This window comes from Microcoleus sp. w1-18aA5 (assembly GCF_036701705.1).
Lineage (GTDB): Bacteria > Cyanobacteriota > Cyanobacteriia > Cyanobacteriales > Microcoleaceae > Microcoleus.
Genome location: NZ_JAUPTE010000001.1, coordinates 94,702 through 108,561, shown reverse-complemented (window position 1 = coordinate 108,561; position 13,860 = coordinate 94,702). Strand labels below are relative to the sequence as shown.

Sequence of the window (13,860 nt, the reverse complement as noted above, 5' to 3'; positions counted from 1 at the left end):
AAAAACCGCAGTCCCGAAGGCGTTTAGGCGTTTCAACCCTGCCGATATTTGAGGTGAAATTGACACAGATAGATGATGCCTAAGTCCCTATTTCTAGTGCGTTCATTTAACCGAATTCGGCCTCAGCCATGAGAACAGTATTCCTACTGATGTATCGGGAAAATATAAGCTAGCAGGATTATTTTACTTTTTGTAACAACTCACTCGTCTTCATAAGTTCTTCAGGTTTTAGTTTTATGTTTAAGCAGAACGTCAGGGATCGCTCCTGACTGTTGGCAGACACATTGGGAGAAGACGACTATGCCCTCAGCTTACATTTTGCTACTAATAGTTTCTCTGGCAGCAGTCTGGGTTTACTGGCAAACCTCTCAAGATATTTTTGTTCTTGTGGCTTGGGCCGGGTTGGGTTGTTTTATTTGGGGTTTCTCTTGGGCTCCTTGGAGCGTTCAGCTTTTGATTGTGGTGTTACTGTTGGGCCTCCAAAAGTGCTACTTGCGCGACGCTCAAAGCTGTGAGTGAAAGAGATTTTTTATTTTTGTGCCTGGAATTGAGATGTGCAGGCATTTGTGAATCTCTCTAATGATTTGGTTATCGCTCCATATCTTCAAAAAAGGTTTAAAATATCATGAATAGTTGCCCTTGTTGCTCCTCTAAATTGCTCCGCCACGCTCGCCACAATCGCGTTTATTGGTTCTGCTCGCACTGCTGGCAGGAAATGCCGGATCTGTCGGAGATGATTTTACTTAAGGGGGGGCGGACTAACAAACGCGACGGTTTGGTGAAACATCCGGCTTTGACTCCTAAATTGAGGATTTTGGATTCCGTAGGAATTGCTTAGTTTGCTGGAGTTAGTCTCGCGATAAATATTGAGACGGAAAAGATTTTTGATTGTGCCATTTGTTGGATTTTTTGATTAAAAATGCAAAAGCCCCCTCCGTGTGAAGTGAAGGGGACTTATTAGCGGGGGGCTTTTGCACTTGTGATGGGGTCGATCGCCTGAATTTCAGCTATTAGTATGCAGTTAAGCTGATTACATCAAACCGATTTGAGAGAGAATGCCTTGACCGGTGAGGAATTCGGTAGCTAAGCCGATAACGAAGCCCAACATTGCCAAACGGCCGTTCCAGGTTTCAGCAAACTCAGTGAAGCCAACTTTTGCGTTTTTGTTTTCCATGACCAGAAACCTCGTTTAATTTCAACCTTATGTAACTAAACTTAACACAGCAGTACAAAGTTTGCAACATATTTTTACATTTACTGTTCAAATGCCGGAGATCAGCGGGATGATCCCGCAGGGAGATGGGCTCGCGGGCGATCGCATCGGAGGCGAGAAACCCGGTTTCTACGAGATTTTGCGACGAGCCACGAAAAATACAAGAAGAAACCGGGTTTCTGAGGTCAGGGCGCGTGGGTCGAAGGATGTCAGAAAAATAATTTTTAGTTAACATAAAATAGCAAAAATCTAGTGACACTCCGCCTGGGTTGCCCCGGAAGAGCAAACCCTAATTGTTTCGCACACAGCATAATTCCGGGGCACCATGCAATCTGAATCTATTAGATGCGAAGGTATTTCACAAAAATACTCATCACCTCACCACTTTTAGCAGTTGGTAGCAGGGGACTCCAGACACCAACCTCAGCGTACCCGCGCGCGTGGAGTAGGTAAATTGTACTCCTGACAGCTTGGGGAGAACCTATCAGCAGATGTTTGAGGGGTTCTTTCTCAGGATTTGCTGTGTCGGGAGTTAGCTGGGACGCGGGAAGTTGAATGGCGTCGCTGCTGGAATTGGATAAAAAACTCTGTGTCACAGTGATTAAAGGCTTTTGCTAGTTGAGTGCTACATCCAAAAAATACAACACCCAGCCCGCTTGACGCCACCAATTCAGTGTAAATATTCCCCTATTTTCTTAGATTTGTTTTTGATTCGTTCTAGTACCTCCTCCAAAAAATCTTCATTTTTGCCAGCAACCTCTATCATCTCTCGCAGCGTGTCAGCGTATGACAAGGTACGCTTGTGGTGGTCTGGCATTTTTTCAAAACTCGGCCCCCACCGCTTGACGGCATCAATATTAACGCCTAAAACCTTTACCAGAAGCAGGTTGCAACGCGCTTTGTAGCCTCTGGCTTTTTCTTCTTCTTGTGTGGCGTGGAACCACCGACGGCAAAAATCCCAAGCTTCCATTGACTCACTCAGCCAGCTAAACCATTTGTCGCGTCGCGACGTTCTGCAAGTTCGCAACATAGGGTAAAAATTACACTGTTTTAGGATTATGGTATCATCCCATTTGGTGTAAAATTTCCCCTAATAGACTATAGCTGAGAATTGAGACTTACCCACAAGTAGCCAGAAACCGGGTTTTTTTGCGAAAATACTTCGCTGCATCCCGCAGATTCGATAAAAAACCCGGTTTCTTTTGTCGGATCGCATAAGTCCCGTTCATAAAATCAAGCTCAAAAAATAAATCAGATTACCCATTGACATTTTAGAATTAATGTGCAAGCATCAAAGTAGTATAGCTGAGATAAACACCCTCATTCAAAAGCAAGGAGTGTTGGTTAAGTCGTCTCAGCGAGGATGATGGGTTTATTTCGGCTGGCACAACATTTGTTTAAATGTGTATATCAACGGGTTTTTAGAACCCCTAGCCGAAGTTTACACATCGTATCGCTGAGACGCTAACCAAACAACTACAAACTAAATTCATAGTTTCTTACTAGAGCCATTTGTTAAATGGGCGAGCTCATTTTTGAGCGAACCCAAAAACAATACTTCGTGCTAGATGGGTAATTTATTGATGCTGTCTGCTCACCCTTTTTTAGGAACGATTCAATGACAGACAATCATCGAACCACAGGCCAACAAAAAAGCCAGTCTCAGCCTTTAGTTTCCATTTATTGGGATCATCAGAACATCCCAGATAAAAAGCTAGCAAACAACTTCTTACTTTTGGGAAATTCATTGGGATATGTAGTCAACAGAAAAGCTTACGACTATTGGGAAAAAGACCACAAGGTTTATCAAGAAAAAAAAAGAACCTTAGTTAATCTTGGCTGGGAATGTGTTAATGTATATCAGACAATCAGAAATGCTGCTGACTTTAGTTTGTTGTTCGACTGTTCTGGTGAAGCAGCAATTAGTCCATATTCACATACATTTATCATTGGGTCTGGAGACGGCTATAACGAAATCTTGATTCCTAAGCTGCAAGACAAGGGTAAAAAGGTGATAATCGTGGCTCGACGAGATAGTGAAAATAAGAATCTGGAAAGGCTCGCCAATGAATTCTACTTTCTGGATGAATTACCGAAGTTGCTTGAAAGCTACAAACTAGCAGCCTAAATGTCCCTGAAATTTACCTCGCCGCAGATAGCAAAAATCTAGTTTATTTGATAAACTAGATTCTCCCAACCTACCGCTATTTGCGGCTCTTTCATGTCCACATAATAACACCAAAGTCCACAAACAATAACCCTTACAAAACTCCCATGCAATTAACTAACCCAACAAAAGAAATACAAATGACCATTCCCGAATTCAACAATGAAAAACTGCTGCGCCAAGCACTAACCCATCGTTCCTACGTCAACGAAAACCCCACATTCCGCGAAGAAGACAACGAACGCTTAGAATTTCTCGGCGATGCTTTGCTGACTTTTCTCAGCGGCGAATATCTCTATCAGCGTCATCCAGAAATGGGAGAAGACCAACTGACTCGCCGGCGTTCTGCATTAGTAGATGAAAAACAATTAGCCAGATTTGCTACTGAAATAGGTTTAGACTTAAAAATGCGGCTCGGAAAAGGAGCTTATCGAGAAGGTGGGATTACTAATCCAAATTTGCTCAGTAGCACTTTTGAAGCATTTATTGGCGCTTACTATCTCGACACGCAAGACATGGACAAAGTTCGCAGCTTTGTCCAACAAATGTTTGATTCTGTTCCCGAAAATGTAGTGGAAACTCGATCGACTGTAGACTCGAAAAATCGCTTCCAAGAATGGGTACAGGCCAATGGTGACACGACTCCCCCCAAATACGTGACTATCCAAGCAGGAGGCACACCCCACAAGCCGGAATTTCTCGCTAAAGTTTATGTTGCAGAGAAACTCTATGGAGAAGGTAAAGGCAAAAGCAAAAAAGATGCTGAGAAAAATGCGGCAGAAGATGCACTAGCAAAGCTGAAAAAACGCGGATTGATCTAAATTTGAAAACATCGGTAAAAACTACTAACTTTTTTGTGCGATACGGGCATTGGCGAAGTCCTCGAAGACGATCGCCCGAATTGATTGCCAGAGCACACAATGGGCTATAATCAGAACTTGTGCAAGTGTTACCGCCGTCGATCGAGGGTCGCAATGGCAGAAATTCGTTGACGAGTACCCCAGTGTCGATCCTAATTTTGGGAAATATCAGAGCAATTCATGTCTACTCAAAACCCGACTACCCTAACTGTTGAAGAAGCACAGCAAATCCTCAAAGATTTCACTTGTCTGGATATGCAATCTGTAGCATCGCCGTTGGAAAAAAAGGCACTCCGTCAAGCGATTTTGCTGGTAGCAAGTTTGTCGGATTATCAAATGTTGGGAGTGTGCGCTTCTTCGATGGATGAGGGGTTTTTAGCTTTAGAAGCTTATTTAAAAGCTTTGGGATATCAAGCTGTTTTAGAGCCCAATGCTGTCTCGACCTTTGCGGGTTCCGTTTATATTAAGTTCAATACTTTGAAGGGGTCGTATTATGTTGACGGCTATCCCGGAACTTACCGGGGCGTTTTGATTTCGTGTCAATCTGCCTCAGAAGATGGAGTTACTGGCACTTATGGTCATTTACCTCTCGATTTATTTGATTAATTGGTCATTAGTCAGTAGTCATTAGTCAGTAGTCAGTCGATCAACTAAATTGAATCAAAAACCGACTGAAAGCATCCAGGATACAAGCCCCCGAATTTATCCGTGGGGTCAATGCTTCAATCTAAAATCTAAAATCTAAAATCTAAAATCGATTGACTGACTGCGGACTAAGCTGTAGGGTGCGTCAGCCGATCGCCCTTCGATTCAGTCGAATCAAACACCGACTGACGCACCTTACTAAGATTAACCCTTACCAACGATCAATTCTGGCTCTTGTTCCGGTGCGATTCCTTCGGGTGGCAGTCCCAAAATATCGCTGTACAAGTTGACGTATTTCCGGGCCGAAATATCCCAGCTAAAATCTTCTCTCATGCCGCGCTGTTGCAGTTCTCTCCACTTATCTTTGTAGCGGAAACCTTCCCAAGTTCTGATCATGCAGGTGAACAAGTCCAGGGGTTCGTAGCGATCGAAACAGTAACCGGTACCGGTATTGTCGATCGGGTTGTTGTGGGAAACGGTATCGACTAAACCGCCGGTGCGACGAACCATTGGCACGCACCCGTAGCGGAGGGCGAGCATTTGACTGATGCCGCAGGGCTCGAAACGGCTGGGCATCAGGAAGCTGTCGCAGCCTGCGTAAACGCGCCGGGAGAGGGCCTCGTTGTAAAGTAGTTGGGTGGACATCCGACCGGGATAGCGGGCTGTCATTTGCCAGAGTTGGGTTTCGTAGTAGCGATCGCCCGTTCCGAGTACAATAAATTGAGCGTCGGTATAGGCCATGAACAGATCGAGCATTTGAATTATCAAATCCAATCCTTTCTGTTCTACCAGCCGCGTCACCATGCCGATCAAAAAGGCATTTTTATTTACTTCCAAACCGACTTCTTCTTGCAGCGCAATTTTATTAGCGGGGCGCTTTTCAATAGTATCAACACTAAATTGTTGATGGAGGTACTTGTCAGTTGCTGGGTTGTAAGATTCTGTATCAATTCCATTCAAAATGCCCGATACTTTACCGCCGAGGTAAGACAGCAAACCTTCCAAAGTTTCCCCATAAGCTGGGGTTTTGATTTGCTCGGCGTAAGTCGGTGAAACTGTATTTACTCGATCGGCAAACTGTACTGCGGCAGCCATTGTATTGTGACCTTGCATATACCAAGGACACCAAGTCATCTGCTCCAAACGCCAGCGCCACGGCCCTTGATAAGCTAAATTGTGAATAGTAAAAACCGTGCTGATATCGGGGTCTTGGCTCATCCAAACAGGTATCATCCCCGTATGCCAGTCGTGACAGTGAATAATTTGAGGCTTCCAATGATTCCAGGCAAATTCAGCCGCAGCATTGGCAAAGAAAGTGAACCTCCAATCTTCATCTACACCGCCGTAAACGCGGCGCGGCAAGAAAGATGGATGTTGTAATAAGTATAAAGGTACATCGGTTCCCGGCAAAACAGTTTCAAACACCGAGAAGCTTTGGAACATGGCAGACCCATCCCAAACAGGTTTTTTGGGAACGTCCATTTTGTCGGGGACGAAACCGTAGTAGGGCATGAAGATGCGGACATCGTGGCCCATGCGCCGCAGAAATTTCGGCAAAGCGCCGACGACATCGCCCATACCGCCGACTTTGGCGAGGGGTGATGCTTCGGCGGATACAAATAAAATACGCATTATTTTTTTGTGTTCCTTGAGATTGTTAGTCTAGATTAAGTTTAAATGGCGAGTGGCACAATATTAACGCGCCTGCCAAAAACAAGTATAAATCTGAGTTGCTGTAGCGATCGCAGTTTACTCAAGAATGCGATCGCCCTTTTTCCATCCGCGTCGCTGTGCAGTGAAAAAAATAGTCCTCGCCCCGACTCCCCTCCCGCGACAATTTTCAGGTTCTAATCAAATTTATATGTCACTTTCTGAATGACGGTAAACATCAAAAATGGTATGCTGTTTGAGATTTTTTACGCATTAGTAAAACTGAACGCAAAGCCCTCAATATGTAATTCAGTATGTAATTAAAAAAATAGCGATCGCCTTTTCCATCCCCTCTGAGAACAAGGGCGATCGCCCGAATCACATATTACGGATAACTCCCGACTAATTCTGAGAATTCTCCTCAAATGTCTCCTCAAATCCCGCTAGAAAATCATCCAAAGCTTCAGAGGCGATCGCCAAATTAATACTGTCGGCATCTTCCAATCCCCAGGTATTCACACCAACCACTTGACCAGCCATATTAATCAACGGGCCGCCAGAATTTCCCGGATTAATCGCCGCATCAGTTTGCAACACCTTCACCTCAGCAACATCATCTTCATCGTCGCCTTCCTCATATTCCTCTGGTTCGCGAATTGCACTCACAATACCTTGAGTTACAGTTGAAGCAAACTGCCCCAAAGGATTGCCGACGGCAATTACTCTATCTCCCACTTTCACATCAAAAGACAACTCTAGGGGAGGATATTCTTGGGGAGAGTCCACTTGTTCCCCTGTATTCGGGTCGAAGGTAAAATCGCTAATTAAGAGTAATGCTAAATCTTCTTCAGCATTACCAGTAAACACCACCTCGGCCAATCTCAATTTTCCGTCGTGAGTTTCGACTAAAACCTGTTCGATTTCATCTTCTTCATAGAAGTAATCTTGATCGGCAATATCTTCTACGACGTGATAGTTCGTAACAATTATGTCCGGCGATACAAAGAACCCACTTCCTGAAGAAATCTCTTCTTCTGTATCCCAATCCATGACGTAAATTGAAACTAAGGACGGCAAGACTTGCTCGACTACATCAGAAAAATTTCCTGCTTGAGTTTTGAACTCTTTCAATTGCTTCTGCAAAGCTTGTTGGTCTGCTTGCATTTTTCTATATAGTTGCTGAACCTTTTTCAATTCCAGCTTTAATTGAATTTCTCTAGCGCTCATATTGGGCCTTTACCTGAAATAAATTGCTGATTAATTTTGGATGTTTGATTGTAGATTGTGGATGGGGATGTTAAGAATTATAGGACTTACGAAAAAAAAACCGGTTTTTACCATAAATCTTGGGCTATACAGCGAGACTTACATCAGAAACCGGGTTGCTTAACACCCGTGCGGATCGTCCTAAATTAGTCAGATATTTTTGAAATCTATCGCACAAGTCCTACCTAAAATCCCATCAAAAATCTACAATCAGACTGCTACTCTACCTGTGAAAGCCAAAGCAAACCGCCTGTTATTTTTATTTTACAAAAGGCGATATATTGCGTCTCAAAGCATTTACAAACAGATGCGAATCGGTTTTATGAACCACGTTGAACTTCGACAAATATTTCCTCCAAAATTGCACTAGCACCCTGTTGGCGCAGTCGGTGAGCGAGGTCAATTCCCAGCATTTCAGCAGTCTCGGCGGCGCCGGAAACAGTATCTTTGACGAATCGCTGGCCGTCGAGACTCGATACCATTCCGGTTAAGGTTAATTGACCGTTTTCTATTTTGGTATTGACGCCGATCGGCACTTGACAGCCGCCTTCTAATTCCCGCAGAAATGCGCGTTCAGCATAACATCTTTGGGCGGTTTCCGAGTGTTCAAGAGCTTTAATCACTGCCATGATTTCGGTGTCTCCGGCGCGGCATTCGATGCCCAAAGCACCTTGTCCGACGGCGTGAAGGGAGATTTCAGCAGGGATAATTTGGTGGATGCGATCGCCCATTCCCAATCTTTCGAGGCCGGCAACTGCTAAAATAATCGCGTCGTAACCTCCCTCATCTAATTTAGCGAGTCTAGTATTGAGATTGCCGCGAATATCTTTAAATTCAAAATGAGGGAAATGGTGTCGCAGTTGAGCTAGCCGCCGCAGGGAAGAAGTGCCGATTACTGAACCTTCTGGGAGGGTGTCGAGTTGCTTGTCTTTGTGCTTGGAGTGAACTACCAGGGCGTCAGCGGGATTTTCCCGTTCGGTGACGCATCCTAAAATTAAACCTTCGGGCAAATTGGTAGGCAAATCTTTGAGGGAATGAACGGCAAAGTCCGTTTCATTGTTAATCATCCCCGTTTCTAATTCTTTGGTGAAAAGTCCTTTATCGCCAATTTTAGCGAGGGCGACATCAAGAATTATGTCCCCTTGGGTGGACATGGTGTGGACTTCAAAAGTGTGTTGCGGGAAGTGTTTCTGTAGCTGTTCTTGCACCCAGTGGGTTTGCACGAGAGCGAGTTGGCTTTTGCGGGAACCGATGCGAACGGTTCGGGAAGGGGCAGATGTGGTTGGGGACATAAGATCGATCGGAGGATAGCTTGAAATCAGCCAATATATTCACCTGATCTAGCGTACCGCAGGTGGGGACTTTAATTGCTGGTTGGGATAATTCGGGCGATCAAATAGAAATACCAGATTTTGACCGCCTGTTTGAAAAAAGGATGCAACGGTAGGCAAGCTCCAAACCTTTACATAATAAGCCCTTGCCAATCTAAAATCTAAAATCTAAAATCTAAAATCTAAAATGGTATGACCGCCAGTAGCAGTGAGCGTTGATGATGTTTCCCATCCAGCATTGGGCGTCGCTGGCATGGGGGCGATCGACATTCCGAAGCAAAGGCTGCCGATGATGTACTATTCACTGAGAGGTTGCACCATTGTCAATAAGCCTTTTAGGAACTGGCAAGATGCCCGTTCCACAAGAAAATCTACTCTTTGTGGAACAGGCATCTTGCCTGTTCTTGAGAATGGTGCAAGATGTACGATTTACCTAGGGTCGATCCGGATGAACCTGGTTGGCATGACGAGTTAGCTCAGCAGCAGCGAGAAAGAATTAGCTCAAAGGTTGCGGGATTTGGGGAGAGAAATGTAGTTGCGAGGGGAAAAGGGCGATCGTAATTGCGATCGTACTTCTAAAGCCACCAAATAGCTTAGCATCAAAAGTGAATTTGTCAAATTACTAAAATCCTAAAACTATGAAAAGTGCTCTTGACGTAGCTCGTTACTTTTTATGTCGTGTCGATCGAGAAGCAGGCGATACCATTTCTCCTCTGAAACTGCAAAAGCTCGTGTATTATGCACAAGCTTGGAGTTTAGTCTTTAGAAGCCAGCCGCTATTTGAGCAAGATATTGAAGCTTGGGTTTCCGGCCCCATTGTCCGCGATGTTTGGGATGAGTACAAAGCTTACAAATATAGCGATATTCCAGCTCCAGATAATTTTGAAGAAGAATTTGATGAAGATGAGATCGAGGTTCTCGAAGAAGTTTGGAATGCTTATGGAGAATTAAGTGCTAAACATCTTGCAGAATTGACGCAATCAGAGACACCTTGGCTCAACGCCCGCAAGGGATTAGAACCTGCCGAAACCTCAACTAAAATCATCTCCCGCGAGGATATGAAATCCTGCTATGCACCTTTGGTGGAGGCGTAAGTGGGGAAAAAAAGTCAAATACCAAAGCCATCTCAAAAAAAGCAACAAAGTAGAATTCCAGAGCAAGCAACTCAGTTAAATCGACCAAGCAGTACAGATGATGAGCATCCTAGCTTCAGATTTACCTATGCAGATAAAAATCGTTGGCTTTTGTCTGACTGGACATCATCAGAAATCAATGACCTAATTGAAGGACTAAAGAAAATTGATAAATATACTTGGGGCCAAATCAAAGGTCACGGATCAAAAAAACGAGGTGAATCAGTGGGAACTGGTTATAAGTTGATTAACCTTCATCCGACTTTGCCTGACAATATTCCTGAAGATGAGAGGTTATCCGAAATGCGAATTGATGAGAAAAAACGGATATTTGGGTTTCGCGTTCAGTCTGTTTACTACATCATTTGGTTTGACCGCGACCATTCAGTTTGTCCAGAATAAAGTTTATGAGGAGTGAAAAAGGTCGATTCCCTACCCTGCGGGAACGCACGCGCGTTCGGGATAGCTTGGCTCGCCCGTACCTTTTCCATTTATCACCCAAATTTAACGTTGGCCTGCTTGAAGTGCAGAATTTGCTATCTGGACAACTTCTTGCTGCCGTGCGTTTTTCCTTGTGACTCGGTACAGCACCCCCAGCCTTTGCCACTCAACAAAAGCAGTGCAGTAAGCACCGCAATTATTGAAATAAATCCCCCTGAATCCGCCCGCCAATTCAACGCTTCTGTAAGTATCCTGCGGCAATCGGGAAGGAGGCGAAAACGGTTCATTTCTTTTAGCTTCGATTGTGCCGAAATAACAGGCTCCGGCGCGGCATCCTTTGCCTAAATACATTCCCACAATGTAACCGTTGGCACCGGCTTGCACATCAAAATCAAGTTGCTGAATGTCTGATAAAGGAAGTCTACTCGGAAGAAAAACAGGCACTCGCGTTTTGCCTTTGATTTGTCTGAAGATGTTACTCGCAGGAAAACGACTGTTAGCCTGTTTTGCGCCTGAATAATCGGGGATTGAGGGAAACTTTTGCACAAACTCTCTCCACTGCACAACTCTATTTTTAGCAATGTTGAGAGTGGGAATCGAGTATTTTTCTAGTGCAAAAGAAGGGCGACCGTTGTTCAGGTTGAAGTTGCGGCGAATCACTGTAATTTCGGGTTTTCCTAAGCCGTAAGCTGTGGCTATGGAACGGGCGAGATTGCAGGTAATTTTGAAGCGTCCCATCTCAATACTGCCATTTTCTGCTTGATAAGACCAATTGTAACCCTCAGAAGCACGATCGCGATCGCACAAAAAACGCGAAATCTCAAACATCTTGGCAATATGAACATCGTACAACCGCAACTTGCGGCTGCCGGCAGATGTTGCAGTGTTGCGATCGGGTACAATAAATTGTATCGGTTGCCAGCTATCTTCAGGGGAATAATTAAACCAGCGGATTTCTGTAATCGGGACTTGAGTCCTTGCTAACGCTGAGTTTGGTGTCAAAGGTGCGTGAAGCGAAGCTATCCCGTTCCCCGCAGGGGTTCCCGAAGGGTAGGGAATCGTAAAAGCAGTCACCACACCAGTAAAAATCGCCGCCAATAGCCATTTTCCCCTCATCCTCATTTCTCCCTAAGTAGGTAAGCGCAAAAAAATATAGCATCTTGTAAGGGGCGAGTGCGAGTTAAGATATATCATACAATAAACGTAAGGTGCGCCCTTACGCACCCTACATATAGAAGTTGTGCCTCTCCGACTGCCAAACTTAACGCTTCCCACCTTGAATAGCAGAATTTCCTATTAAAATTAAATCAGATTCTCGTCCGTTCTTAATGGCGACGGTATACATAAAACCCTGAGTTTTCCATTGAAGAGTTGCTGTGCAGTAAGCCCCGCAACCGTTATGATAAACTCCTTTCACTCCGCCCGCAAGTTTGACATTTTTTAACGTCTTAGTTACCCCTTCTAGTTTTGTAGTAAACTCCCCGCCTTTTTGACCTAGAATTGACCCAAAAGAGCAAACTGTCGTACCGCCGCAATCTGGTTTATGATCGATTGAAATAGCATAGCTGTTTGCTTGTGCTGTAGTTGGATAGTACATTTTTCCCGAAAGCGGAATCCTGCTGGGAATAAAAATAGGCACTTGCGTTTTGCCTTTTAACTTTTGCAAAATTTGATTTACCGGAACCGCAGTGCCTCCTTGAGCAATTTGTGTTGTTCCCGATTGTCGCTGCGACAATTGCGAAGAGCCAAAAACAACCGAGAGAGGTACTAAAGCAGTCAATACACCAGCAGAAGTAGCCAAAAGTAATAATTTCTTCTTCACGGTCTTTTTCCTTAATATTCCAAGAGTTTAGTTGGGCGGCAAACCGCATTCACCTATCTACAACCCTAATTCAAAATACCAAATTAACACTCGCTTTTCCGGGAAAAATGTTTTTTGACTATCTTGACAAGGTTGCCAGAATATGAAGTCATCTATAATATAGAGAAGGCGAGCAATTTAGGAGTCGATCGTGGAACTGCAAGAGTATTTGCGCCAGTACGGATTGGAAACTTTGTCCGAAACTTATCATATCAAAGTTACCCGCCACCGCCAATATCCCGATTTAGTCTGTCTGAAATACTCGCAGATAGAATCTCCCCTGGGCGAAAAAATAGTCCAGCAGTGCCGAGGCATTATTTTAGATTCATCTCAAAATTGGCAGATAGTTTCTTATCCCTACGACAAATTTTTTAATTACGGAGAAATTCACGCCACTGCAATTGATTGGACAAATGCCAAAGTTTACGAAAAACTAGACGGTTCTCTGACTGTACTGTATTTTTACAAGGGAGAATGGAGAGTGCAATCTAGCGGCACTCCCGACGCCGCCGGCGAAGTTAATGGTTTTGGGTTCAGCTTTGCCGAACTTTTTTGGAAAGTCTGGCAAGAATTGGGATATCAATTGCCACAAGAAACCGACCAGTGTTTTATCTTTGAGTTGATGACGCCTTACAATAGAATAGTTGTCCAGCAAACTAACAATCAAATCGTCTTACACGGCGTTCGCAACACTCAAACACTGCTAGAAACCGACCCCAGTCTTTGGGCCAATAAATACGGCTGGGAATTGGTAGCATCCTATCCTTTAACTAGCTGGAAAGAAGTTATAGAAGCGGCTCAACATTTAGATCCGATGAATTCGGAAGGGTATATTATCTGCGACGCTAACTTCAACCGAGTTAAAGTTAAGTCTCCGCAATATGTCGCAATTTCCCATCTCCGCGAAGGGTTTTCGACGCGCCGCCTGATAGAAATTGTTTTAACTAATGAAGGAGAAGAGTTTTTAGCTTATTTTCCTGAGTGGAGTGAGTTGTATCAACAAGTTAAGGACAAATATCAATCTTTGGTTGAAGAAATCGAGGAAGCTTACCGACAGCATGAACATATCGAAGTTCAGAAAGATTTTGCCTTAGCTGTGAAACATTTGTCGTATTCCGGGATTTTGTTTTCTTTGCGGGCCAGAAGAGTTGCGGGAGTGAAAGAAGCTCTCCGCGATGTTACTATTCATAAAATAGAGGATCTATTGGGTTTAGATTACATCCATCTAGGTTTGTAGAAGAAGGCACGACACGGATTTTGACACGGATAGACGGATTAATTATCGAGCGTGAG

General features: G+C 44.1%; 17 protein-coding genes. 9 read left to right on the top strand and 8 right to left on the bottom strand.

What is annotated here, in order from left to right:
• Positions 1 to 300: 300 nt before the first annotated feature.
• Complete coding sequence (locus Q5691_RS00490) at positions 301 to 519, top strand: hypothetical protein (RefSeq protein ID WP_190655558.1); 219 nt, start codon at positions 301 to 303, stop codon at positions 517 to 519.
• Positions 520 to 625: 106 nt separating this feature from the next.
• Positions 626 to 838 carry a hypothetical protein gene (locus Q5691_RS00485; RefSeq protein WP_333210878.1) on the top strand — a complete coding sequence of 71 codons (213 nt, stop codon included), beginning with the start codon at positions 626 to 628 and terminating at the stop codon, positions 836 to 838.
• 192 nt (positions 839 to 1,030) lie between these two features.
• On the opposite strand, the gene Q5691_RS00480 is transcribed toward Q5691_RS00485, so the two are convergent.
• The 3 genes from Q5691_RS00480 to Q5691_RS00470 all read right to left on the bottom strand — a co-directional run bounded on the left by Q5691_RS00480 (position 1,031) and on the right by Q5691_RS00470 (position 2,243).
• Positions 1,031 to 1,174 carry a chlorophyll a/b-binding protein gene (locus Q5691_RS00480; RefSeq protein ID WP_333082210.1) on the bottom strand — a complete coding sequence of 48 codons (144 nt, stop codon included), beginning with the start codon at positions 1,172 to 1,174 and terminating at the stop codon, positions 1,031 to 1,033.
• A gap of 380 nt (positions 1,175 to 1,554) precedes the next feature.
• Positions 1,555 to 1,809 carry a hypothetical protein gene (locus Q5691_RS00475; RefSeq protein WP_333210880.1) on the bottom strand — a complete coding sequence of 85 codons (255 nt, stop codon included), beginning with the start codon at positions 1,807 to 1,809 and terminating at the stop codon, positions 1,555 to 1,557.
• Between the two features lie 74 nt (positions 1,810 to 1,883).
• Complete coding sequence (locus Q5691_RS00470) at positions 1,884 to 2,243, bottom strand: hypothetical protein (RefSeq protein WP_333172864.1); 360 nt, start codon at positions 2,241 to 2,243, stop codon at positions 1,884 to 1,886.
• Positions 2,244 to 2,831: 588 nt separating this feature from the next.
• On the opposite strand from Q5691_RS00470, the gene Q5691_RS00465 reads away from it, so the two are divergent.
• From Q5691_RS00465 to Q5691_RS00455, 3 genes are all read left to right on the top strand, one after another.
• Complete coding sequence (locus Q5691_RS00465) at positions 2,832 to 3,341, top strand: NYN domain-containing protein (protein WP_333210882.1); 510 nt, start codon at positions 2,832 to 2,834, stop codon at positions 3,339 to 3,341.
• Between the two features lie 146 nt (positions 3,342 to 3,487).
• A complete protein-coding gene (gene rnc / locus Q5691_RS00460) occupies positions 3,488 to 4,201 on the top strand; it encodes a ribonuclease III (RefSeq protein WP_333210884.1) in 714 nt (237 codons plus the stop codon).
• A 219-nt stretch (positions 4,202 to 4,420) separates the two neighbouring features.
• Positions 4,421 to 4,846 carry a DUF1824 family protein gene (locus tag Q5691_RS00455; protein ID WP_333210886.1) on the top strand — a complete coding sequence of 142 codons (426 nt, stop codon included), beginning with the start codon at positions 4,421 to 4,423 and terminating at the stop codon, positions 4,844 to 4,846.
• A gap of 243 nt (positions 4,847 to 5,089) precedes the next feature.
• Here the strand turns inward: Q5691_RS00455 and glgA are convergent, their stop codons facing one another.
• The 3 genes from glgA to hemC form a co-directional block, all read right to left on the bottom strand.
• On the bottom strand, positions 5,090 to 6,517 hold the full coding sequence (gene glgA / locus Q5691_RS00450) for a glycogen synthase GlgA (RefSeq protein ID WP_333210888.1): 1,428 nt from the start codon (positions 6,515 to 6,517) through the stop codon (positions 5,090 to 5,092).
• A gap of 420 nt (positions 6,518 to 6,937) precedes the next feature.
• Positions 6,938 to 7,762 carry a S1C family serine protease gene (locus Q5691_RS00445; protein WP_333210890.1) on the bottom strand — a complete coding sequence of 275 codons (825 nt, stop codon included), beginning with the start codon at positions 7,760 to 7,762 and terminating at the stop codon, positions 6,938 to 6,940.
• A gap of 359 nt (positions 7,763 to 8,121) precedes the next feature.
• Entirely contained in the window at positions 8,122 to 9,093 is a 972-nt protein-coding gene (gene hemC / locus Q5691_RS00440; protein ID WP_333210892.1) for a hydroxymethylbilane synthase, read from the bottom strand.
• 459 nt (positions 9,094 to 9,552) lie between these two features.
• On the opposite strand from hemC, the gene Q5691_RS00435 reads away from it, so the two are divergent.
• The 3 genes from Q5691_RS00435 (at position 9,553) to Q5691_RS00425 (ending at position 10,667) form a co-directional block, all read left to right on the top strand.
• Complete coding sequence (locus Q5691_RS00435) at positions 9,553 to 9,693, top strand: hypothetical protein (RefSeq protein WP_333343715.1); 141 nt, start codon at positions 9,553 to 9,555, stop codon at positions 9,691 to 9,693.
• A 77-nt stretch (positions 9,694 to 9,770) separates the two neighbouring features.
• Positions 9,771 to 10,226 carry a type II toxin-antitoxin system antitoxin SocA domain-containing protein gene (locus Q5691_RS00430; protein ID WP_333210895.1) on the top strand — a complete coding sequence of 152 codons (456 nt, stop codon included), beginning with the start codon at positions 9,771 to 9,773 and terminating at the stop codon, positions 10,224 to 10,226.
• Positions 10,227 to 10,667 carry an MAG6450 family protein gene (locus tag Q5691_RS00425; RefSeq protein ID WP_333309912.1) on the top strand — a complete coding sequence of 147 codons (441 nt, stop codon included), beginning with the start codon at positions 10,227 to 10,229 and terminating at the stop codon, positions 10,665 to 10,667. It abuts the gene before it with no gap.
• A 102-nt stretch (positions 10,668 to 10,769) separates the two neighbouring features.
• On the opposite strand, the gene Q5691_RS00420 is transcribed toward Q5691_RS00425, so the two are convergent.
• Both Q5691_RS00420 and Q5691_RS00415 read right to left on the bottom strand, forming a co-directional pair.
• Positions 10,770 to 11,822 carry a hypothetical protein gene (locus Q5691_RS00420; protein WP_333309914.1) on the bottom strand — a complete coding sequence of 351 codons (1,053 nt, stop codon included), beginning with the start codon at positions 11,820 to 11,822 and terminating at the stop codon, positions 10,770 to 10,772.
• A 145-nt stretch (positions 11,823 to 11,967) separates the two neighbouring features.
• Positions 11,968 to 12,528, bottom strand: coding sequence for a hypothetical protein (locus tag Q5691_RS00415; protein ID WP_333210901.1), 561 nt, complete (start codon positions 12,526 to 12,528; stop codon positions 11,968 to 11,970).
• A gap of 190 nt (positions 12,529 to 12,718) precedes the next feature.
• Between Q5691_RS00415 and Q5691_RS00410 the strand changes: the two genes are divergently transcribed.
• Positions 12,719 to 13,804 (top strand): T4 RnlA family RNA ligase, encoded by a 1,086-nt coding sequence (locus Q5691_RS00410; RefSeq protein WP_333343714.1) that lies wholly within the window; start codon positions 12,719 to 12,721, stop codon positions 13,802 to 13,804.
• Positions 13,805 to 13,860: the final 56 nt, after the last annotated feature.

Excerpts from the sequence above, each read along its gene's own strand:
- Q5691_RS00445 (WP_333210890.1), bottom strand. The coding sequence starts at position 7,762 with ATGAGCGCTAGAGAAATTCAATTAAAGCTGGAATTGAAAAAGGTTCAG.
- Q5691_RS00465 (WP_333210882.1), top strand. The coding sequence starts at position 2,832 with ATGACAGACAATCATCGAACCACAGGCCAACAAAAAAGCCAGTCTCAG.
- hemC (WP_333210892.1), bottom strand. The coding sequence starts at position 9,093 with ATGTCCCCAACCACATCTGCCCCTTCCCGAACCGTTCGCATCGGTTCC.
- glgA (WP_333210888.1), bottom strand. The coding sequence starts at position 6,517 with ATGCGTATTTTATTTGTATCCGCCGAAGCATCACCCCTCGCCAAAGTC.
- Q5691_RS00485 (WP_333210878.1), top strand. The coding sequence starts at position 626 with ATGAATAGTTGCCCTTGTTGCTCCTCTAAATTGCTCCGCCACGCTCGC.
- Q5691_RS00435 (WP_333343715.1), top strand. The coding sequence starts at position 9,553 with ATGTACGATTTACCTAGGGTCGATCCGGATGAACCTGGTTGGCATGAC.
- Q5691_RS00420 (WP_333309914.1), bottom strand. The coding sequence starts at position 11,822 with ATGAGGGGAAAATGGCTATTGGCGGCGATTTTTACTGGTGTGGTGACT.
- rnc (WP_333210884.1), top strand. The coding sequence starts at position 3,488 with ATGCAATTAACTAACCCAACAAAAGAAATACAAATGACCATTCCCGAA.
- Q5691_RS00490 (WP_190655558.1), top strand. The coding sequence starts at position 301 with ATGCCCTCAGCTTACATTTTGCTACTAATAGTTTCTCTGGCAGCAGTC.
- Q5691_RS00470 (WP_333172864.1), bottom strand. The coding sequence starts at position 2,243 with ATGTTGCGAACTTGCAGAACGTCGCGACGCGACAAATGGTTTAGCTGG.
- Q5691_RS00430 (WP_333210895.1), top strand. The coding sequence starts at position 9,771 with ATGAAAAGTGCTCTTGACGTAGCTCGTTACTTTTTATGTCGTGTCGAT.
- Q5691_RS00455 (WP_333210886.1), top strand. The coding sequence starts at position 4,421 with ATGTCTACTCAAAACCCGACTACCCTAACTGTTGAAGAAGCACAGCAA.
- Q5691_RS00480 (WP_333082210.1), bottom strand. The coding sequence starts at position 1,174 with ATGGAAAACAAAAACGCAAAAGTTGGCTTCACTGAGTTTGCTGAAACC.